Below are 21,248 nucleotides of genomic sequence, written 5' to 3'. Positions count from 1 at the left end.
GGCTTTTTTTATTTATATTCACTTAATTGTTAATTTAAAAAGGAGGAATTTTCACATGTCAACTATTGAAACAAAACTAGCACAAATCGGAAATCGTAGCGAAACTACAACAGGAACTGTTAATCCACCCGTTTATTTCTCAACTGCTTATCGTCACGAAGGACTTGGTAAATCTACCGGCTTTGACTATTCACGAACTGGCAATCCAACTCGCGGTATTTTAGAGCAGGCAATCGCAGAATTAGAGCATGGTGAACAAGGTTATGCCTGTAGCTCAGGAATGGCAGCTGTTCTCCTCGTCCTTTCTTTATTCCGATCTGGAGACGAACTTATTGTATCTGAAGATTTATACGGAGGAACGTATCGCTTATTTTCTGAACATGAAAAAAAGTGGGATGTTCGATGTAGATACGTAAATACACAATCTATTAAACAAATCGAGCAAGCACTCACACCTAAAACGAAGGCTATTTTCATAGAAACTCCGACTAATCCATTAATGCAAGTTACCGATATCGCTGCTGTCGCAACTGTAGCGAAAAGACACGGACTACTTCTTATTGTAGACAACACATTCTATACTCCTTATATACAACAGCCATTAACAGAAGGCGCTGACATCGTTCTTCATAGTGCAACAAAATATTTAGGTGGACATAACGATGTACTAAGCGGACTTGTCGTTGCAAAAGGGAAAGCACTTTGTGAAGAAATCGCTCATTATCATAATGCTTCAGGGGCTGTCTTAAGTCCATTTGACTCATGGCTATTAATTCGTGGTATGAAAACTTTAGCTCTTCGCATGAGACAACATGAAGAAAATGCGAAAGCAGTTGTTGCTTATTTAAATGATGAAGACGGTGTGACAGATGTATTTTATCCAGGAAGAGGCGGTATGATTTCATTTCGTCTTAAAGATGAAACATGGATTAATCCATTCTTACAATCTTTATCCCTAATTACATTTGCTGAAAGTCTTGGTGGTGTAGAGAGTTTAATGACTTATCCAGCAACACAAACACATGCTGATATTCCTGAAGAAATCAGAACGGCAAACGGTGTATGCAATCGCCTTCTTCGATTTTCCGTCGGCATTGAAAATAGTAACGATTTAATTCAAGACTTAAAACAAGCCATTAAACTTGTAAAAGAAGGTGTACAAATATGAGTTATTCTATAGATACACTTTTACTACACAACCAATATAAACATGACTCGCAAACAGGGGCTGTTAACGTTCCCATTTATAACACATCTACATTTCACCAATTTGATGTAGATACGTTCGGAAAATACGACTATAGCCGATCTGGCAATCCAACTCGTGAAGCTCTTGAGGATATTATCGCTTTATTAGAGGGCGGAACAAAGGGATTCGCATTTGCATCCGGCATTGCAGCAATTTCTACTGCATTTCTCCTTCTTTCGCAAGGCGATCACGTACTCATTTCAGAAGACGTGTATGGAGGCACTTACCGAATTATAACTGAAGTGCTCTCTCGTTACGGTGTTTCACATACATTTGTTGATATGACCAATGTAGAGGAAATAAAGAAAAATATTAAATCCAATACAAAACTCTTTTATGTAGAAACACCCTCTAATCCACTTCTAAAAGTGACAGATATTCGAGAGGTTTCTAAACTCGCAAAATCTATTGATGCTCTTACTTTTGTTGATAACACATTTTTGACACCGCTATTCCAGAAGCCACTTGATCTCGGGGCCGATGTCGTTCTTCATAGTGCCACAAAATTCATTGCTGGTCATAGTGATGTTACTGCCGGATTAGCGGTCGTAAAAGATGCCGAACTCGCTCAAAAACTTGGATTTTTACAAAATGCATTTGGCGCTATTTTAGGACCTCAAGATTGCTCTCTCGTGCTTCGCGGTCTAAAAACATTGCATGTACGTCTTGAGCATTCAGCTGCAAACGCCAATAAAATTGCACACTATTTACAAGGGCACGCTAAAGTGCAAAATGTCTATTATCCTGGATTACAATCACATCCTGGATTTGGTATTCAACAATCTCAAGCTACATCAGCCGGAGCTGTCCTATCTTTCACTTTGCAGTCAGAAGATGCACTCCGCCAATTTTTATCAAAAGTAAAATTACCTGTCTTTGCAGTTAGTTTAGGAGCTGTCGAATCGATTCTTTCCTACCCAGCTAAAATGTCACATGCGGCACTGTCTCAAGAAGCTCGTGATGAAAGAGGGATTTCTAATTCATTACTCCGGTTATCAGTCGGCCTTGAAAATGTTAATGATTTAATTTCCGATTTTGAAAATGCTCTTTCTTACGTAGAAGAACCTGTAAATGCATAGGACGAAGAGAAGATATGAAATTAAGTTTTCATATCTTCTTTTTATATAGTTCATTAAAAAATAAAAGTATACCATCTATTTCCAAGCGATGGATTAATTGATATATTAAGAAATAAAAGGGGTAAAAATAATGGATACTTGTGCAGATATTTTAATCGTTATCGATTTACAAAATGGGGTATGTTATAGTGGTGAGCATTTATTTGATTTACAAAACTTGCTTACAAAAGTAAATAAAAGAATTTCTTCATACAGAAAATCAAATAAACCAATCATTTTTGTTCAACATTGTGATGATGATTTAGTACCCGAAAAAGAACTTTGGGCTATTCATACCGATCTAGATGTTCAAGAACAAGATTTTTTTGTAAGAAAAACACATGCAAATTCATTTTATAAAACAAACTTAAAAGAACTTTTAGATCAATTATCTGTACATCGTATTGAATTCTGTGGTGCCCAAACAGAATACTGTATGGATGCCACTATTAAATTTGCCCACGGACTAGGATACGAAAACTTCATGGGGCAGAAAACAACCTCTACGTTAAACAATCCATTTATGTCCGCAAAAGAGACAATTGATTTTTATGAGAATATATGGAACCACAGATTCTTAAAGTTGATAAAAGGTGGGCTCTAGAATAAATGACTCATGACTGGACCATTTTAAGATTTAGCAGCTACACTCAAATGTCTCATTATCATCATAAAGAAGCTGATTACATTGGGCTTCTTTTAACCTGTTTTATATTCTATATATATCATTACAATTCCTTTGTCATATTATTTTAAAAATTTTGTATATTCATTTGAAAGAATAAGAAAATCATGATAAAATTGTGTTACAAATATATCTATATCTTTCAATTTTTAAAACGCATCAAAATTTTCACCCAAAAGTGTCATTTTACAAAACCATGCAATTTTATCTATTTTATTTACATCAGGGTCTCTTTTCTTACAATTTCTTTACTTTAGGACTTTTTTTCTGCAACAACTGTTTTCTTTTCTTTAATTTTTTGGTATGTATAGTATGGTATAACAGCTCACACGGAGGTGGAAAAGAACATGTTAGAAACCTTTCAAAAAGAAATAGAACTATATGAAAGCAATGCAGAATTATTGAAAGTGCTTGCTCATCCTGTTCGTTTATGTATTGTAAAAGGATTAATTGAACGTGGCCCAAGCAACGTTTCTACAATGTACACAGGCTTAAACATGCCACAATCTACAATTTCACAGCATTTAGCAAAGTTAAAAAGTGCTAAAATCGTTTCTAGTGAAAGAAAAGGATTAGAAATTTACTACAAAGTAGAAAATGAAACAATTATTCAACTCGTTCGCGTATTATTAGGTTAGGGACTAATAGACAGAGAAAAAGAACGTATTCTATATTTTTCATCTCATATCTTTAATATAAATATATATCATGAGAGAAAATATACAATGCTACATAAGTCGTATGAAAAAACAAGACACANNTGTGTCTTGTTTTTTCATACTGTTAAATATTGATTCAAATGTAAATTATGCATATCTTTTGTATGTATAACAACATCAAAAGCACTCCCTAATCCTCCGTTCAAAATCATAGAACGAACTGCTCGATTTTGTTTTTGAATTTCAGAAAAAGGATTCGTATCTTGATGACTCGTAAGCTGTTCTAATATTCCTGCAGCTAACAAAAACTCAGATTGCTTCTTATGCCATACTATACTCATTCCTTGCAGGCTAAACATCTCCTTCAGCTCATCCCAATGAATATGAGTAGTAAGATCCATTTCACCTGGATACGCTAGAGGATTACGTATTAGCTTATGCTGATAATACCCCCGTAAACTTCCTTCGTAATGAGCAGGATGCATCCATTCTTCTTTTGTGTAGCCATAATCAACTGTAATACATATACCTTTTTGAAACCATTTCGCAATTTCTTTTATATATCCTTCCATCGCAATCGGCACTTCAAAACGCTGCCCTTCCGCAATATGAATATTATATTTCAATAAGTATCGACCAATCGTTTGTTCTAACGGTCTACATACTTCTGCAAGTTTCCCTTCCTCTGTATACGTAATACGCACTTCATACAGCATGCCATTTCTCTTCTCAATTACTTCAACAGGAAATGCATCAAATAACTCATTCGAGAAAAGGATCCCTTCAAATGATTCTCCCATTTCAGTATAAGATGTATAATACGAAACATTATCAAATGAGCGAAGATTCTCTTGCTGTAATTTTCTATGAAAAGGGCTCACTTCAATCATTGAATAGTTTAAATCAATAAAAGTTTCCGGAGATAATTGCTTCCATTCTTGCAAAATGTCATAAGCAAACTTTCCTGTTCCCCCGCCAATCTCACAAATATTCGAAGCAACTTCTCCATTTTCAACAAGACGAATAAAAAACTTAGCAAAAGTTTTTGCAAAAACAGAGGATACGTTGCTACTTGTAAAAAAATCCCCTTGCCTTCCAATCTTTTCTCGTTCCTTCATATAATATCCATGTCCTTCTGTATACAATACGAGGTTCATATACGTACTATATGAAATTGAATAATCCTTTTCTTTTCCCATCCATTCTCTTAAAATGAGCTCCATCCCCATAATGACTCCTTATTGTAAAAATGGATTATTTTCTTTTTCAAAACCGATGCTTGTTTCAGGACCATGTCCACATAGTACCGCTGTTTCATCTGGTAATACAAATAATCTCTCTTCAATACTTCCAATTAATTCAGCAAAACTTCCACCAGGTAAATCCGTTCTTCCGATGCTCATTTGGAATAATACATCTCCAGAGAACACCGCATTCGCCTCTTTACAATAATAAGAAATACTTCCTGGAGAATGTCCTGGCGTCTCAAAAATTTCAAAACTAAATGAACCAATTGTTAACGTACCTTCTGCTTCGATAATATGATCTGCTGGTTTCGCTGTAATACTGCGGTTCATCATAAAAATTTGCGAGCCATTTACAGTTGCATCCTCTAACCAGTCTGCTTCTTCTTTATGTACGTATACAGGAATATGGAAAGCGTCTCGTACCGCATCGACAGCACCAATATGATCAAAGTGAGCATGTGTTAATAAGACCGCGAGTGGTTTTAATTGTTCTTCTTGTAAATATGTAACGAGCTTTTCTCCTTCATGACCAGGATCAAAGATAATACACTCATTTTGATCGTTCGTTAAAATATAAGCATTTGTTTGTAATGGGCCTAACGGCATTTGTGTCCATTTCATATGAAAATCTCCTCCAGTTATTAAACTTACTTTTAATGATACAACATTTCTTTCTCTGAGGAAAAGAAAGGATGCTATCTCGACAATCATTTTTAAAACATGTACAATATAAAAGAGTAAATATTCTAAAAACTCATATTAAGGAATGAGTAGACAGAGGAGGATATTGTATGGGCCTTGTTATTATTTTTACGCTTGTCACTCTGTTAGCTGTATTTGCTACGCTTAGAACACTTCGCGAGAAGAACTTTTTCGCGGGCGGCTTTGCAATTGCAACTGTACTCGTTTTCGGATGGTTTACGATTATGACCGTTCTATATAACGGGTACCCTCCAGCAGCTTAATTCATTTACATGCTATTCTTCATCAAGATTTTGCACAAAAAAGGAAGGGTCTCCCCTTCCTTTTTTCATATTTCACAACTTATATCATCTTCGCTTCGTGTTTGTGCTTTTTTACAAGCCAAGCTCCTCCGATAACACCTGCGTCATTACCAAGTGTCGCAATTGCTAACTTTGTGCTCTTTACAGCGCGTGAGAAAGCATATTGCTCGAAATAACGTTGAATTGGTTCTAATAGTGCATCTCCAGCTTTAGACACGCCTCCACCAATAACAATTTTCTCTGGGTTCAACGTGCTAGAAAGGTTCGCTACAGCTAATCCTAAATAAGAAGCTACTTTTTCTATTACTTCACCTGCTAGCTCATCACCTTGTCCATGCGCTTCAAATACATCTTTTGATGTAATACGCCCTTCTTCAGCTAACATAGAACGTAACATACTCTCTTTATTAGTTTCTTGTATTTTTTGCATAGCAACGCGCACAATACCCGTTGCAGATGTTACTGTTTCTAAGCAACCAGACTTTCCGCAATTACAAGGGAAAGGGTTCTCTGTAACTACTGTGATATGTCCAATCTCACCAGCAGCACCACTAATACCGTGTACAATCTCACCATTAGCAATTACACCGCCACCAACACCAGTGCCAAGTGTCATACAAATTAAATCTTTTGCTCCTTCACCAGCACCTTTCCACATTTCACCAAGCGCTGCTAAGTTTGCATCATTATCAATCACAACAGGTAATCCTGTTTCTACTTCTAGTAAATCTTTTAACGGATAATTTTTCCATCCTAAATTAACCGCTTCATAAATCATTCCTGATGCCACATGTACAGGACCAGGAGCTCCCATACCAATACCTATTAACTTACTTTTTAATTCACCTAACTCTTCTAACTTTTTATCAATAGCTTTCGCCACATCAAGTGTAATATGTTTGCCTTGCTCATTTTTATTTGTAGGGATTTCCCACTTATGTAAAATTTCACCGTACACATTAATAAATGCTAATTTAATCGTTGTACCACCAAGGTCAACACCAACTAACCATTTCTCTTCCATGTTGCTTACCTACCTTTATCTAATTCTTATTTAGCTCTTTTTGAATTTCTTGCTTCAATAAAAATAAAGCTGTTTGATAGTCTTGTGGATCGATTAGCTGTGATTGATTTAATTCACGCAATTCATCTTGCATTAATTGTAAATCTGCAATTCGATCACCCGTATAAATAATCGTGCCAAATTTCTTTAGCAATTGCTGAATATCATAAATAGATGCCATTTCATCACCCTCTATGCTCACTTACTATAAAAATTATAATAAGAAAACGTTCACATATTTTATTATAATCAAGAAGAAAAAGCCTCGTCAATTTTTATTTGTCTATACAAGCCCATTTATAACAATTGTTCCTTTTTCTGTAATAATTTTTTCTACATTTTTATCAAATGGCTCTACTGGAATATGTTTTACCATTTGAAAATCATAAGCTAATGATAGCGTTTTCCCTTTATATTGCAAAAGATAACGATCATAATAGCCCCCACCATATCCAATCCGTTCTCCTCGCTCTGTATAAGCTACGCCTGGCACGATTTGAAGATCAATTTCATCCGCATCCACTTCTTCCGTAAACGCCGGAATCGGTTCACGTAAATTCATATACACGGTTTCTAATTCATCAAAATTACTAATTTGACGGAAGGACATTGTTCTTGTCCCTTTATTACATTTCGGAACAACAACTTTCTTTCCTTCTTCCCAAGCTTTTTCGATAATAGGATATGTATTCACTTCATGTTCCATCGAAAGAGTGATTCCAATTGTTTTAGCTTCAATCCACTCTTTTTGCGCATACAACGAAACTGCAATTTGCTCTGATAAAGTTGTATACTGTTCTTCTGATAAAGAATTCATGTGCTCTATTATTTGTTTACGCAAACGTATTTTCTCTTCTTTCACACATCTTCCCCCTTACAGTGACACTTCACTCTACGATGATAGTGTATCACTTTTCACATAGGAATCGAATAAAAAAAGAAACAGTAGGAAAATATTCCTACTGCTTACTTTGTTTCACGGTGTAACGTAGACTTCTTGTCACGCTTGCAATACTTTTTAAGCTCGATACGCTCAGCGTTGTTACGTTTATTTTTCTTTGAGATATAGTTACGATCTCCGCATTCTGTACATGCTAGAGTAATATTCACACGCATTCTTATTTCCCTCCAGTACTAATAACTTAAATCAGACTATACCATAATACCACTTTTAAAATAAAAATTCTACACCTTTTGATATTGTCTAATTTTTTCTATAAGATTTTTCATGTTTTCCCTTGCTATCACTGGATTTCTAGCATGTGAATACACTAAAAATTTTGGTTGTTTTGTGTCAGAAACGATATAAGACCACTCTTTTTCTGCATATTTGAATTGTACTCCTTCAAATATCGCTTCTTCCTTTCTTTCCATATCAGCCAATAATTTCCTCATCACTTTCCCTTTTTCGTTCCATGAACAGACAACTTCATCATACAGTAAATAAAGTGGCGGTGATTGCTCTACTATGCTGTGAAACGTTTTCCCTTGCAGTGCTATTAACTCGAATAATTTTCCAATTCGATATAAAATATCTCGCTTCCATCTTACTTGAAAAGACTTCTTTTCATCATGCGTATAAAATAGAAGGTAACATTCTCCTAATTTCAAAGACATAGGGTAAATATTTCCTGCTGATTCAAGTAATAAATCTGGAATATCTACTTCTTCAAAATCTGTCCCTTGGTAAATATTACTATGATTGTCATATAACTCGAAATAATTTCCTTGCTCAGAAAACATAAGCGCCATATTTGCTTTACTTGATTTCATCAAAGCTTTCACATGATCTTTTTGTTCCCCTGCATAAATCCATGTAACTGTGCACCCAAGCCTTTGCAGAAAGAGCATAAGTAAATGCTGTAACATATCGTTTCTCTTATTAATTAAAAGATGAAACTTCTGTTTTTGTATTTTCTCAATATCAATGTGCTCTAATACAGCTTCTATATAATCATTTAAAGAAACGTGGACCAGCTTATTTCGTCCCATTTCTTTCTCGCATACGTAATAAAACGACTCAGACATATAAACTTGTTCTATCGCCTTTTGCTGCTTATACGTTAACAGCCTCCCATCCTTACCGTACAACTTTATAACAACCTCTTGTTCATTTTCCACTTGAACGAAAACCCCACCTGCACATTGCAAATTCTGAATGCTATATTGAAAAAGTGACTCGTTCATTTCCTTGCATTCCATCGTATGAATCCCGATACCATGGATAGCATGGAGGAATAAATTTTTATAAGAAGTTGTCTCGATATTTTCTTGGCTTCCAATTAATATACTTTCCCCTTTTGCAAAAAGAGATCCATACGCCATCGCAACTTTCACAATAAATTGAGGAGTAATCTCAACATTGCCTCTTCCTACAATACGACTTTTTTGTAACCATCCTGCACTCTTTTCACTTTCTTGAACACCAGCCGATCCTACAACCGAATGACTATCAATAGCCTTATAAGGCCATAGTTTTCCTTTTTGTTTAATTACCGTACTTTTCCCTATATGACAATGGTCCGCTACAATGCTTTTTTGAAACAGTGTGACATCATCTTCAACCATTGTGCGCTCTCCTATTGTCGTTTCTAATAGCTCGCAATACTTCCCAATGTGCGTATTTGCAAAAACAATGCTTTTTTGAAGATGAGAATAACTTGAAATAATACTATTTTTTCCGATAATAGAATAGGGCTCAATTACAGCTCCCGCACCAATCGTTGCTCCTTCTCCAATAAAAGAAGGACCATGAATTTTCGTTCCCTTCCCAATCGTTACACCTTCTCCCATCCATACCATTGGTAATACTTCCGTATAGGGAATAGGTACTTGTAATTTTTTCGTTAACAAGTCAAATTGCGCTTGTCGATATTGATCAAATGTACCGATATCTAACCAATAGCTTTCTGACAAATATGCAAATAACGCGTTCTTATTTGCTAATAATGGAAATACATCTTGACTGAAATCAAAAAATTCTTGGGGCGGTATGTAAGAAAAGATTTCTGGCTCCATAATATAAATTCCTGTATTCACAATGTTAGAGACTACCTCATTCCAACTCGGTTTTTCTATATATCGTATAACCTCTTGTTCTTTGTTCATTACAACCAAACCGAATGAGAGTGGATTTTCTACTTCCTTTACAAACATGGTTACCATTCTTTTCTTTTGTTTATGAAACGTAATTCCTTCTGATAATTGAAAATCAGTTAATGCATCCCCGCTTATCACAACAAATGTTTCATCTAAAAATTTCTCCGCTTGTTTAATACTCCCTGCGGTTCCAAGAGGAGGAGAGTCTTCAAAATAGTACAAATTAACTCCCCATTTGCTTCCATCACCAAAATATCGCTTAATGGCCGTACTCATATATTGAACTGTAATTGCAATTTCACGAATACCATGCCGACGTAATAATTCAATATTATATTCTAATACTGGTTTTTCTAATAATGGCAACATTGGCTTTGGAGTATTACATGTTAACGGTCTAAGGCGTTTTCCTTTTCCTCCAGCTAAAATAACCCCCTTCATATACTTCAGCCTCCACTTATATAATGTTCTGCAACTCCATATACGATATGTATATTATCTACCCCGCATTAACTAGCAGTATAAGTTTGATTGTTTAACGAAACATCACTACGGAAAAACTCTGATTAAGATTCTCTATACAAATGTATCTTTTAAACCACAAAAGAAAGCGCTTACGATTAACTTGGTAAAATAAAACTTACTACGTAACCAACATATACGTACTCATTTTTCGATTACATTATGATACATCTTATCATCATAAACTAAAGGAAACAACGAGCTTTTTTTGTCATGTTTTGACTAAAAAAAGCAGGTGATGTCTCACCTGCTTTTTTATTTATTCATTTAATAAGTAATGCTTACCTTTTACTAAATAAAATACATTCTCAGCAATATTTGTAACATGATCTGCTACACGCTCAATATATCTCGCCACAAAGGATAATTGCGTAATTTGTGTAATTGCTTCTGGTTGTCCCGGAATTGAAGATATAAATTCACGAATCGCCTTTCCATATATTTCATCAACTGAATCATCCATTTCAGCAATTTGTTTAGCAATAGTTAAATTTTCTTGTTCGTATGCTTCCAATGCTAAATTTAGCATTTTATGAGCAATCGCAAACATTTCATCAAGATTTTGCAAACTAACTGTCACTTCTTTTTCCCCAAGACGAATTGTAGATTTTGCAATATTAACAGCATGATCTGCAATACGCTCTAAATCTGTCGCTGTTTTAATTGAAATAAAAATTCTTCGTAAATCACTTGCTACAGGCTGTTGCTTCGTAATAAGCATAAGCGCAAGATCATTTATTTCCTCTTCTAAATTATCCATACGATAATCACCATCTATAACTTCTAACGCTTTCTCTACATCCCTTTTACGAAGGCCTTCCATGGCAATCAATAAAGCTTCCCTCGCTAACTCACCAAGCTCAATCACCTTTTGCTGCAACGTTTTTAAATCACATTGAAACTGCTCTCTTACCATTGTTACTTCCCCCTCAATATTATGTGCCATTATATATAAATCCCCTACCTAGCCTCTTATGCCTGTAGTAAAGCTTTAAGATAGGAGAAGTATACTTCCCGATTAAAATAAGAAATGCCCTCTGTTAAGAGGGCATTTACTCTTATCCTTGCAACGATATCACCCAAATCGACCTGTAATATAATCTTCTGTTCGCTTATCTGAAGGTGTCGTAAATAATTTGTTTGTATCTGTATATTCCACAACTTCTCCACTTAAGAAGAAAGCAGTTTTGTCTGAAATACGTGCCGCTTGTTGCATGTTATGCGTTACGATAACAATACTAAAGTCTTTCTTTAACTCTTGAATTAGTTCTTCTACTTTTAATGTTGAGATTGGATCTAGCGCCGATGTTGGTTCATCCATTAAAATAACGTCTGGCTCAATTGCTAAGCAACGTGCAATACATAAACGTTGTTGCTGTCCACCAGATAAACCATATGCATTATCATGCAAGCGATCTTTTAACTCATCCCAAATTGCCGCCCCGCGTAAACTTTTTTCAACAATTTCATCCAATGTTTTTTTGTCACGAATACCATGGATTTTCGGGCCGTATGCTACATTTTCATAAATAGACTTTGGAAATGGATTTGGCTTTTGGAATACCATTCCTACATGCGTTCGTAATTCTTCAACTGGATATGATTTATCAAATATATTGCGTTCTCTATATTCAATTACACCTGTAGTTCGAACGATAGGTACTAACTCTACCATACGATTGAGTGTTTTTAAGTACGTTGATTTACCACAACCACTTGGGCCGATAATTGCTGTAACTTCATTCTCATGAATACTTAAGTTAATATCCTTTAAAGCATGGTCTTCTCCATACCATAAATTTAAGTTTTTCGTATCAAATACTACTTTCTTTGGCGCAGTCTCGATTTTCTCTTCGTTTTTCACCTGTACATTTACTACTGTTGCTACCATTTGAATTCCCCTTTCATCCACTTCCAACTTATTTTCGATTTCGTAACCATAAGACAAATATATTGATAAAGAGCAACAACCCTAGCAAAACAATCATCCCAGCTGCTGCTACATACTGAAATTCTTCTTGTGGTCTACTCATCCAATTAAAAATTTGAATTGGTAAAACTGTAAACCGATCAAACATACTAAATGGAACATAATTTGCAAATGCAAGCGCTCCGATAACTAACAGCGGTGCCGCTTCTCCAATTGCTCTTGATATGGCTAACGTACAACCCGTTATAATTCCTGGGAAAGCTGCCGGCAATACAACCTGATACATCGTTTGCCACTTCGTAGCACCTAATCCGTAAGAAGCCTCTAATAATGAACTTGGTACAGATCGGATTGCTTCTTGGCTAGCTACAACAACTGTCGGTAAAACGAGTAAACTCATCGTCAGTGCCGCCGCAATAATACTCTCGCCTAAATGAAGAGCATATACAAAAATAGTTAAGCCGAGTAATCCAAATACAACGGAAGGTACTCCCGCTAACGTTTGATTATTAATTTCTATTACCTTTTTAAATATAGAATCCTTCGCATATTGCTCTAAATAAAGCGCAGTTCCGACTCCAAATATAAACGAGACGGGTATAACAATACTCATAAATAATATTGTCCCTGACAAAGCTGCAACAATCCCAGCTTCTCTCGGATTACGTGAAGCGAAGTTTGTAAAAAAATCTATTGAAAGATAACTTATACCTTTTTCAAAAATTTGAAAAAGCAAAATAAACAGTATTACTATTGAAAACAAAATTGCTATATAAAATAACAATTTGTAAATTCGATCTTTTAAAAAACGGGATGCCATATTTTCTTGTATTTTTTTATGATTCAACATTCGCATATTATGTCATCCTCCTAAAACGGCGCATAATAGACTGCGAAATGATGTTCATTATAAAAGTAAATAGGAATAACGTTGCACCCACAGCATACATGCTGTAATAAGTAAGCGTTCCATGCGGAGCATCACCTAAACTCACTTGCACAATATAAGCTGTTAACGTTTGAATCGAGTGTGTCGGATTGAGCGATACATTCGGTGTGGATCCCGCTGCAATTACAACGATCATCGTTTCACCAATTGCCCTGGAGGCCGCTAATATAATCGCTGCCATAATGCCCGTAAAAGCCGAAGGAAACACTACTTGTTTTACCATCTCAAAGCGAGTTGCTCCAAGTGCTAAAGAAGCCTCTTTCGTTCCTTTCGCTACAGCTCTCATCGCGTCTTCAGACAGAGACGCAATTGTCGGTATCATCATAAATCCAATCACAATCCCTGGACTAATTGCATTAAAAAACTGTAAATCTGGTATCATTCGTTGTAAAAGTGGCGTGACAACTGTTAATGCAAAAAAACCATATACAATTGTCGGAATGCCTGCTAATAGTTCTAACATCGGCTTTAATATTTTCCGTGCACCGTTTGAAGCATATTCGCTTAAAAATACGGCACAAGCTAAACCAATCGGAATTGCTACAAACATTGCAATTGCCGTTACAAGGACTGTCCCACATATAAGTGGTAATATACCGAATTTAGGATCTTCAAAAAAAGGTAACCATTCTTTCTCCGTTAAAAAGGAGTATAATGATATTTTTTGAAAAAACATGATTGTTTCATTTGCGAGTGTGAAAATAATTCCAAGTGTTGTCACAATAGACACACTAGCAATCACTTTTAGTAATAACGGAACGATTCGATTGATTCGCTGCGTTTTTTTCCTTTGTTTTGTATTTCTTTCAATCAAATGTTGTACAGAAAATGTAATTTGACTTTTGTCATTATGAGCCAAAGATGAAAACCCCTTTCCACCCTGACATTACCTTTTTATTTCTGTTAACATTCGTAGCTGTTCGTTATATTTTTCTTTTGGTAATTTTACATATCCTACCTCTTCAGCGAGGTTTCCAACATGCTTAATCATAAACTCAACATAATTTGCTACATTCTTTTTTTTTCGGATAGATGCATCATTCACATAAGCAAATAGCGGTCTAGATAAAGGCTTATACTTACCTGATTGAATGGTCTCTTTCGTCGGAAATACACCATTTACTTTTATCGCTTTCACCTTATCTCGATTGGCCATATAATAAGCATATCCTACAAAAGCAATGGCATTTTTATCATTCATTACTCCTTGCATAATAACTTGATCATCTTCAGACAAAGAGACTTTTTTTACAATGCGACTTTTTTGTAAGATGACATTTTGAAAATAATCATAAGTACCAGAATCTACACCTGGCGCATAAAACTTCACCTGTTCACGTGGCCATGATGAATGAATTTGTGACCATCGCTTCTCTCTTCCATCTTCACTCCATAATAGACGTAACTCGTCTACTGACATATCGTCTACCCAATGATTTTGACGATTTACAACGATCGTAAGACCGTCGTAAGCGACTTCAAACGGTGTAAACTGAACGGAGTTTTTCTTCATTTCATTTTCTTCCACTTGTTTCATTACTCTTGAAGCATTATTTATATCTACTTCTCCTTTACTGAAACGATTAAATCCTCCTCCTGTTCCAGATACACTAATCGAAATTTTCACGTTTGGATGCGCCTTTGTATATTCCTCCGCTACTGCTTCTATAATAGGAAAAACTGTTGAGGATCCATCAACTCTCACTTCTCCCATTTCATTCACAGCGAATGCAGTAGTCATGCCAAAACAAAGGAACATTGTCGATAGTATGAAAACTTTAATCGATGTACTCATCCATTTCACGTGTTCTTCCTCCTAGAAGTCACCGGAAATAACAGGATTACAGATATAAGAATACTGCTAAACTATTAATTCGGTTTTAATTGTTTGTAAAAGTTTTGTAAAGTTCCACAAAAATCAACAGACAGTAAAACTTTAATCAGTGGCGGGCTGTTCATCCCCACTAAGGAGATTACCCCATAAAACAGTTATCCTCCTATCACACAATACAAAAGTATCATTTATGAAGCCGCATGCTTTTTCAATATTGTATACTTGTCCACATTCATTACACGATATGCATAAACTATAAAAAAAAGCACACTATCTTTTCAGATAGTGTGCTTTTTTTACAACTTTTTTATTCATCATCTTGATTTTTATTTTTATTATCTTTTGCACCTTTTGGAGCTTCACCATTTTCTTCCTTTTTCAAATCATAGTAAGCGTCCATAATATCACGACTGATATAACCGTTAATACCTGATTTATCATCTACCCAAGGTACAACAACAGAAAATGCTACTTCAGGATCTTCAAGTGGTGCATAACCTACCATTGTTAAGTTATATGTCTCTTTGCGCTCACCTTTTGCATTTCTACCAATCTCTTTATCTCCGCCATACACAGTTTGAGCTGTACCTGTTTTACCAGCAGCTTTATATGGTGCACTCGCAAAGTATTTCGTAGCTGTACCACCTGAATCGTTAAACACTTGTCTAAATCCTTCTTGAACACGTTTAATTTGTGATTCAGGCATATCAACACGATTTAATACTTTCGGTTCCATAGCTTGAACAACTTTTCCAACTTCTTCTGGTTTCGCAGCTGGCTCGCGAATTTCCTTTACAACTTGCGGCTGCATACGGTAACCACCATTTGCAATTGTTGAAATATACTGCGCTAATTGGAGTGGTGTATACGTATCATACTGTCCGATTGATAAATCTAATAAGAAACCTGGCTGAGTGCCTTTACCCATTTGGCCCGCAGATTCATTCGGTAAATCAATACCTGTTTTTACACCAAGTCCAAACTGACCAAAATAATAACGCATCGTATCAAATGCTTTTTGTGGTATATCTAACGTACCACCTCTCACATATTGAACACCTGCAATATTCATTGCTGTTTTAAACATATAAACGTTAGAAGACATTTTTAACGCTGTCAGATCATTAATATATCCCATTGTCTTCCAAGAGGATTTTTTTGGCGTTCCTTTTAATACGATCGGTTCATCCAGTTGAACTGAACCTGGTTGAATCGCACCTGTTTGATATCCTGTAAGTACTGTCGCACCTTTTACAGTCGATCCCATTGGATAAGAACTTGTCATCGTTCCTAACGCGAAATCTTGTACTTTCGTTTCACCGTTTTCATTCACTAATTGTTTCCCAGCCATAGATAAAACTTCACCATTTTTCGGATTCATCATTACAACGAATGCACGATCTAATAGTGGTTGTCCACCTTGATATTTCAATAAATTTTTGGTGATAATTTCTTCCACGCGCTTTTGTAATTCCATATCAATTGTTAAACTCAGGTCATTACCTCGTTGTCCTTGCGATACATTAATCGTTTCTAAAATATTACCATCTTTATCTGTAACATTTTTCACTTCTGCTTTCGTACCATGCAGGCTATCTTCATACTGCTGCTCAAGATAACTTTTCCCTACGCGGTCATTTCGATTATAATCACGAACAAGATAGTAATCTAGTTTTTCCCTTGGTAAACCTTCATCAGATGTCGACACCCCGCCAAGAACACTTCGGAATAAATCATCATACGTATATTTTCGTTCCCAATCAACATTCGTATCTACACCTGGTAATGTCGCTAGATTTTCACTAACAATCGCATATTCTTCTTCTGTGGCATCTTTTTTAATAATTTGAGGTGTCATTGCATATCCGCCATCCATCTTACTTCTAATCGCTAGTATTTCTAAATCTTTTGCGGATAATTGATTCATCTCTTCTTCCGTCACACGACTTCGTTGACGCTCGTCTAATTCTTTATCGTCAATTTTGTTATTTTTCAATTCTTGACGATCTTTATTCGTAATTTTTTCTTTAGCTTCCTCTTTATGCATAGCAAGCCAATAGTCCTTTTTATCACGATCTGTTAATTTATCTATCGGTACCTCAATCAAATCTGCTAACTTTGTCGCTGTTTTTTGGCGATCTTCCGCAGTTGACCCTTTCATTTTCGTAAATGTAATCGTACGAACAGCTGCATTATCCACTACTGGTCGCCCATAACGGTCAAATATTTTCCCACGTGGTACAGGATTGCTTATCGTTGAATTTTCTTTCTTCTCGACTTCATTCTTATATTCCTCACCGCGAACAATTTGTACATATCCGAGCCTTACAATAACCGCGGAGAACATTATAAATACGCAAAAAAACAACACGTTTAATCGAAAAGGAACGTGGGTCTTTTTCTTTGCTTGCTTCTGCTTCTTGCTCATACAAACCCCCTCTACCAACAGCTATGTAATGTGAAAGGGACACCTTCATACAGGTGTCCTCACTGCTGTCTTACATCTTTTTCTATTCTAGCATAAAACAAACGAGAAGTTAACCTTCTGGTTCCGTTTGATTTTGCGCATTTCCTTGCGCTACAATACTTGTTTTACCCGCATTTCCCTCATCATATTTGACATTTTTAACCGCAAAATAAATAAGGAAATGTCCAGCTCCTAAAATACATAGTAAGAAAGGTAAACTTTTTTCAGGTGGAAAAAATAGTACAGCACACAAAAAGCTTAAAATGGAACAAATTCTGCCGGCATTTAACCATAATTCCCTGACAACTACATACTCTACACGCCACTCTCTCGCATTTTTCGCTCTACCAATTACGTCATATGTCATTGATCCGTATGGAACGAGTAGAATAGGGTAAGCAACCGCAATGCATGCTGCATAAATAAGTAATTTTGTATATGTAACATTGAATATAACTAAAAATACGACCGCATATAAAATAATGCCTCCAAGCAAAATTGCTTTTTTTCGCCACTCTTTCTTTAACATACGAGCGACTAAGTAGTAACATACAAATGATACAGCCGAATTTACTAAGCTATATTTCCCTAATGCGAGCTCACTATCAGTTGCTAAATACACATATACTGAAATAACAAAAATAAATGTTCCTTCTCTCAACCCCTGAAAAAAATGAGCACGTGTAATTCTTCCCCAATTTTTATCAATCCGTCGCTCTTTCAATACTTGCACGATTTCATAACGTCCTTCACATTCTCTCTTAGATAAAAAAAAGCTTAAAACGACAGCAATCGCGAATAGCACTAACGAAAGAAAGAATATGACTGTATAACCACTCCATTTTTCCATACGTGAAATTGTGTATCCTGCTGCTATTGGTCCAATCATTCCAGAGAAGGATGTAAGAAGCCCAAGAAACCCGTTAAAGAAGTCTCTTGTTTCTGGTTCTGTAATCTCAAATGTTAATAAATTGAATGCTAACCAATAAAAACCATATCCGACTCCTAAGAGAGCCCCCATTAATAAAATATAGTGAGAAGCGCTTTTTCCCGCTACTAAAACAACGATAAAAAAAACAGCTAACGTGCCTACGCCTATTCGTAACAAGATTGAGCGATCAATACGTTTCGCTAATTTCCCACCTATAAGAAATGTGAGAGGCTGTAATACAACGCTGGCCAAATTATACAAGCCAAGATTCACATAATTTTGTGTTTGTTTCCATAAATAAATGTTAACAAACGTATTCGATAAAGAAATTGCGAGCGTGTATAAACCTCCAATGAGGAGTAATAACACTAAATCCCGATTCACTTCAACATCACCAATTATATGTTTCCACTTCATACACAACTCTCCTTTACTTCATGTTCTAGTCTTCCAAAGACAAGCCCAATTATGTAAAAGGAGAGCATAGAAAAAGCTAGGAGCATTCTCCTAGCTTTTTTCTTTAATTAATACAATTATTTTGCTTCTTGGTAAAGTTTTTCAGCAACGTTCCAATCTACAACGTTCCAGAATGCACCGATGTAGTCAGGACGACGGTTTTGGTAGTTTAAGTAGTAAGCATGCTCCCAAACATCTAAACCGATAACTGGAGTTTTACCTTCAGTTAGAGGAGAATCTTGGTTTGGAGTGCTTGTTACTTCTAACTCACCATTGTTTACTACTAACCAAGCCCAACCAGAACCGAAGCGAGTTGCGCCAGCTTTTGCGAATTCTTCTTTGAATGCATCGAAGCTACCGAATTTCGCTTCAATTGCAGTTGCAAGTTCACCTACTGGTTGTCCACCACCGTTTGGAGATAGGATTGTCCAGAAGAATGTATGGTTTGCATGTCCTCCACCATTGTTACGTACTGCTGTACGGATTGCTTCTGGTACTTCATTTAAGTTTGTAACTAATTCTTCAACGCTTTTATCAGCTAACTCTGCATGACCTTCTAAAGCAGCGTTTAAGTTTGTAATATACGTGTTGTGATGTTTTGTATGATGGATGTTCATTGTTTCTTTGTCAAAGTGAGGTTCTAATGCATCATACGCATAAGGTAAATTTGGTAATTCGTGTTTTGCCATTGTTATATTCCTCCCAGTTTATGTATTGCCACTCATATGTGACATACAACTTCATTCTACCCTAATTGCCATAGGGTGCAAACAAATAGATCACATTGTCTTGCTACCATTAAAGTAGCAAAATTCCCACTTCTTTTCAATTAAAATGCTCATATATTCCGTAAAAAAAAACTCCCTTCTACAAGGAAGCTTCCTACTAACGTAATAAACTTATGAAATGGATATGGACCCTGTAGGACTCGAACCTACGACCGGACGGTTATGAGCCGTCTGCTCTAACCAGCTGAGCTAAGGGTCCACAATTATGTATGTAATAACATATCAAATAACTGAATTCCTATCGGATATATCCTTTAAGAAATGTAAGATAAATTTACCATATACAAAAGAAAAGTGTCAATTGTATTTTTCTCTTTTAAAAGTAGAAAATTAATAAAAGAGAAATCCAGTTCTCTCCACTATATATAAATATAATGTAACTTGAGATTCCCTAGATTCGTACGTTACAATGATTTTATACATACATAAAGGAAGTGAATTTATGTCCATATTTACCCAATTTGCAAAAAGTATATACTCGCCTAAAGATATGGCGCTATTCCGTTTTCAAAAAATCGGTAAAACCATTTTGTATATTATGCTACTTTGCTTAATTACTACTATTCCAAGAACATTCTTGTACGGTAGTTTGATCCAGGATGGTGTGAGCATGGTAAATCAAGTCATCGATAAAGATTTACCTGATTTTAAAATTGAAAATGGCGAACTACAAGCCGATATTGATCAACCTATTGAAAAAGAAGAGGGCAATGCACTTTTCGTATTTGATCCAAATTCAACAGACTTAGAAAAATATCAAAATAAAACAGGTTTATTTGTTTTAAAAGATAAAGTAGTCTCTATGGGAAATGGTCAAACACAAACGTATTCCTATAACGATTTGTTAGGTGCATCCCTTGAGAAAAAAGATCTACAAGAATTCATTTCTTTATTCGATAATATTTATCCAATTTTATTATTTGTTATCGGATTTTTAGTGTACCTATTCCAATTATTCATCACTTTTTTAGGCGTGACTTTACTTGCATTCATCGGTTCTGCCATGAGCGGTCAACGCAAACTATCTTATAAACAAGTTTGGACACTAACCGCATACAGCTACACAATCCCAACAATCTTCTTTATGATTATGGATTTATTCAAGATCGTCGTACCTGGGGCAACGTTCATTTATATCGCAGTTGTTTTAATCGTTCTATACTTAACGATTAAAGAAGTTCCAAAACCAAAAGAAAAATAAAAACGATAAAAAAATGCCTAAGTAGGCATTTTTTTTTTGGACAAGC

21 protein-coding genes and 1 tRNA gene are annotated in these 21,248 nt (G+C 35.7%); 6 read left to right on the top strand and 16 right to left on the bottom strand.

Features of this window, described 5'->3' with window-relative positions:
* Nucleotides 1-55: 55 nt before the first annotated feature.
* From metI to COC96_RS16565, 4 genes are all read left to right on the top strand, one after another.
* The gene (gene metI / locus COC96_RS16580) at nt 56-1,168 is read left to right on the top strand and encodes a cystathionine gamma-synthase/O-acetylhomoserine thiolyase (protein ID WP_098268107.1); all 1,113 of its coding nucleotides are present in this window, start codon (nt 56-58) and stop codon (nt 1,166-1,168) included.
* Nucleotides 1,165-2,328 (top strand): cystathionine beta-lyase, encoded by a 1,164-nt coding sequence (metC, locus tag COC96_RS16575; protein ID WP_098268108.1) that lies wholly within the window; start codon nt 1,165-1,167, stop codon nt 2,326-2,328. Before metI ends, metC begins: the two co-directional genes overlap by 4 nt.
* Before the next feature lie 130 nt (nt 2,329-2,458).
* On the top strand, nt 2,459-2,971 hold the full coding sequence (locus COC96_RS16570) for a cysteine hydrolase family protein (protein WP_098769070.1): 513 nt from the start codon (nt 2,459-2,461) through the stop codon (nt 2,969-2,971).
* A 428-nt stretch (nt 2,972-3,399) separates the two neighbouring features.
* Entirely contained in the window at nt 3,400-3,690 is a 291-nt protein-coding gene (locus COC96_RS16565) for an ArsR/SmtB family transcription factor (RefSeq protein ID WP_000894375.1), read from the top strand.
* Between the two features lie 137 nt (nt 3,691-3,827).
* Here COC96_RS16565 and COC96_RS16560 read toward each other — a convergent pair whose 3' ends face one another.
* Together COC96_RS16560 and COC96_RS16555 are read right to left on the bottom strand one after the other, a co-directional pair.
* A complete protein-coding gene (locus tag COC96_RS16560) occupies nt 3,828-4,940 on the bottom strand; it encodes a class I SAM-dependent methyltransferase (RefSeq protein ID WP_098769069.1) in 1,113 nt (370 codons plus the stop codon).
* A 9-nt stretch (nt 4,941-4,949) separates the two neighbouring features.
* On the bottom strand, nt 4,950-5,579 hold the full coding sequence (locus tag COC96_RS16555) for an MBL fold metallo-hydrolase (RefSeq protein ID WP_098268111.1): 630 nt from the start codon (nt 5,577-5,579) through the stop codon (nt 4,950-4,952).
* A gap of 170 nt (nt 5,580-5,749) precedes the next feature.
* On the opposite strand from COC96_RS16555, the gene COC96_RS16550 reads away from it, so the two are divergent.
* Nucleotides 5,750-5,923 carry a DUF2759 domain-containing protein gene (locus COC96_RS16550; protein ID WP_000524850.1) on the top strand — a complete coding sequence of 58 codons (174 nt, stop codon included), beginning with the start codon at nt 5,750-5,752 and terminating at the stop codon, nt 5,921-5,923.
* A gap of 79 nt (nt 5,924-6,002) precedes the next feature.
* On the opposite strand, the gene glcK is transcribed toward COC96_RS16550, so the two are convergent.
* From glcK to COC96_RS16480, 14 genes are all read right to left on the bottom strand, one after another.
* A complete protein-coding gene (gene glcK / locus COC96_RS16545) occupies nt 6,003-6,986 on the bottom strand; it encodes a glucokinase (RefSeq protein WP_098268112.1) in 984 nt (327 codons plus the stop codon).
* A gap of 19 nt (nt 6,987-7,005) precedes the next feature.
* Nucleotides 7,006-7,206: a YqgQ family protein gene (locus COC96_RS16540; protein ID WP_098268113.1), complete on the bottom strand. Its 201-nt coding sequence runs from the start codon at nt 7,204-7,206 to the stop codon at nt 7,006-7,008.
* 102 nt (nt 7,207-7,308) lie between these two features.
* Nucleotides 7,309-7,887: a 5-formyltetrahydrofolate cyclo-ligase gene (locus COC96_RS16535; RefSeq protein WP_098268114.1), complete on the bottom strand. Its 579-nt coding sequence runs from the start codon at nt 7,885-7,887 to the stop codon at nt 7,309-7,311.
* A gap of 104 nt (nt 7,888-7,991) precedes the next feature.
* Nucleotides 7,992-8,141: a 50S ribosomal protein L33 gene (gene rpmG, locus COC96_RS16530; RefSeq protein WP_001265616.1), complete on the bottom strand. Its 150-nt coding sequence runs from the start codon at nt 8,139-8,141 to the stop codon at nt 7,992-7,994.
* 69 nt (nt 8,142-8,210) lie between these two features.
* The gene (locus COC96_RS16525) at nt 8,211-10,565 is read right to left on the bottom strand and encodes a sugar phosphate nucleotidyltransferase (protein WP_098268115.1); all 2,355 of its coding nucleotides are present in this window, start codon (nt 10,563-10,565) and stop codon (nt 8,211-8,213) included.
* Between the two features lie 340 nt (nt 10,566-10,905).
* Nucleotides 10,906-11,562: a phosphate signaling complex protein PhoU gene (phoU, locus tag COC96_RS16520; RefSeq protein ID WP_098268215.1), complete on the bottom strand. Its 657-nt coding sequence runs from the start codon at nt 11,560-11,562 to the stop codon at nt 10,906-10,908.
* 159 nt (nt 11,563-11,721) lie between these two features.
* The gene (pstB, locus tag COC96_RS16515) at nt 11,722-12,537 is read right to left on the bottom strand and encodes a phosphate ABC transporter ATP-binding protein (RefSeq protein ID WP_000226681.1); all 816 of its coding nucleotides are present in this window, start codon (nt 12,535-12,537) and stop codon (nt 11,722-11,724) included.
* Between the two features lie 28 nt (nt 12,538-12,565).
* The gene (pstA, locus tag COC96_RS16510; RefSeq protein ID WP_098268116.1) at nt 12,566-13,432 is read right to left on the bottom strand and encodes a phosphate ABC transporter permease PstA; all 867 of its coding nucleotides are present in this window, start codon (nt 13,430-13,432) and stop codon (nt 12,566-12,568) included.
* 1 nt (nt 13,433) lies between these two features.
* A complete protein-coding gene (gene pstC / locus COC96_RS16505; RefSeq protein ID WP_098268117.1) occupies nt 13,434-14,384 on the bottom strand; it encodes a phosphate ABC transporter permease subunit PstC in 951 nt (316 codons plus the stop codon).
* Between the two features lie 27 nt (nt 14,385-14,411).
* Nucleotides 14,412-15,329 carry a PstS family phosphate ABC transporter substrate-binding protein gene (locus COC96_RS16500; protein WP_098769068.1) on the bottom strand — a complete coding sequence of 306 codons (918 nt, stop codon included), beginning with the start codon at nt 15,327-15,329 and terminating at the stop codon, nt 14,412-14,414.
* Between the two features lie 337 nt (nt 15,330-15,666).
* Nucleotides 15,667-17,787 (bottom strand): peptidoglycan D,D-transpeptidase FtsI family protein, encoded by a 2,121-nt coding sequence (locus COC96_RS16495; RefSeq protein ID WP_098268119.1) that lies wholly within the window; start codon nt 17,785-17,787, stop codon nt 15,667-15,669.
* 109 nt (nt 17,788-17,896) lie between these two features.
* Complete coding sequence (locus COC96_RS16490) at nt 17,897-19,174, bottom strand: MFS transporter (protein ID WP_097906157.1); 1,278 nt, start codon at nt 19,172-19,174, stop codon at nt 17,897-17,899.
* 116 nt (nt 19,175-19,290) lie between these two features.
* Complete coding sequence (gene sodA, locus COC96_RS16485) at nt 19,291-19,902, bottom strand: superoxide dismutase [Mn] (RefSeq protein WP_097906158.1); 612 nt, start codon at nt 19,900-19,902, stop codon at nt 19,291-19,293.
* Between the two features lie 224 nt (nt 19,903-20,126).
* A tRNA-Ile gene (locus COC96_RS16480) sits at nt 20,127-20,200 on the bottom strand.
* A 243-nt stretch (nt 20,201-20,443) separates the two neighbouring features.
* Between COC96_RS16480 and yqgB the strand changes: the two genes are divergently transcribed.
* Nucleotides 20,444-21,202 (top strand): protein YqgB, encoded by a 759-nt coding sequence (gene yqgB / locus COC96_RS16475; RefSeq protein ID WP_098268121.1) that lies wholly within the window; start codon nt 20,444-20,446, stop codon nt 21,200-21,202.
* The last annotated feature ends 46 nt before the right edge of the window (nt 21,203-21,248 follow it).

Origin of the sequence: Bacillus cereus (assembly GCF_002577405.1) — a bacterium.
Lineage (GTDB): Bacteria > Bacillota > Bacilli > Bacillales > Bacillaceae_G > Bacillus_A > Bacillus_A cereus_AU.
Note: the sequence above shows the minus strand (reverse complement) of the source record. Positions and strands in the feature narration are given on the sequence as shown.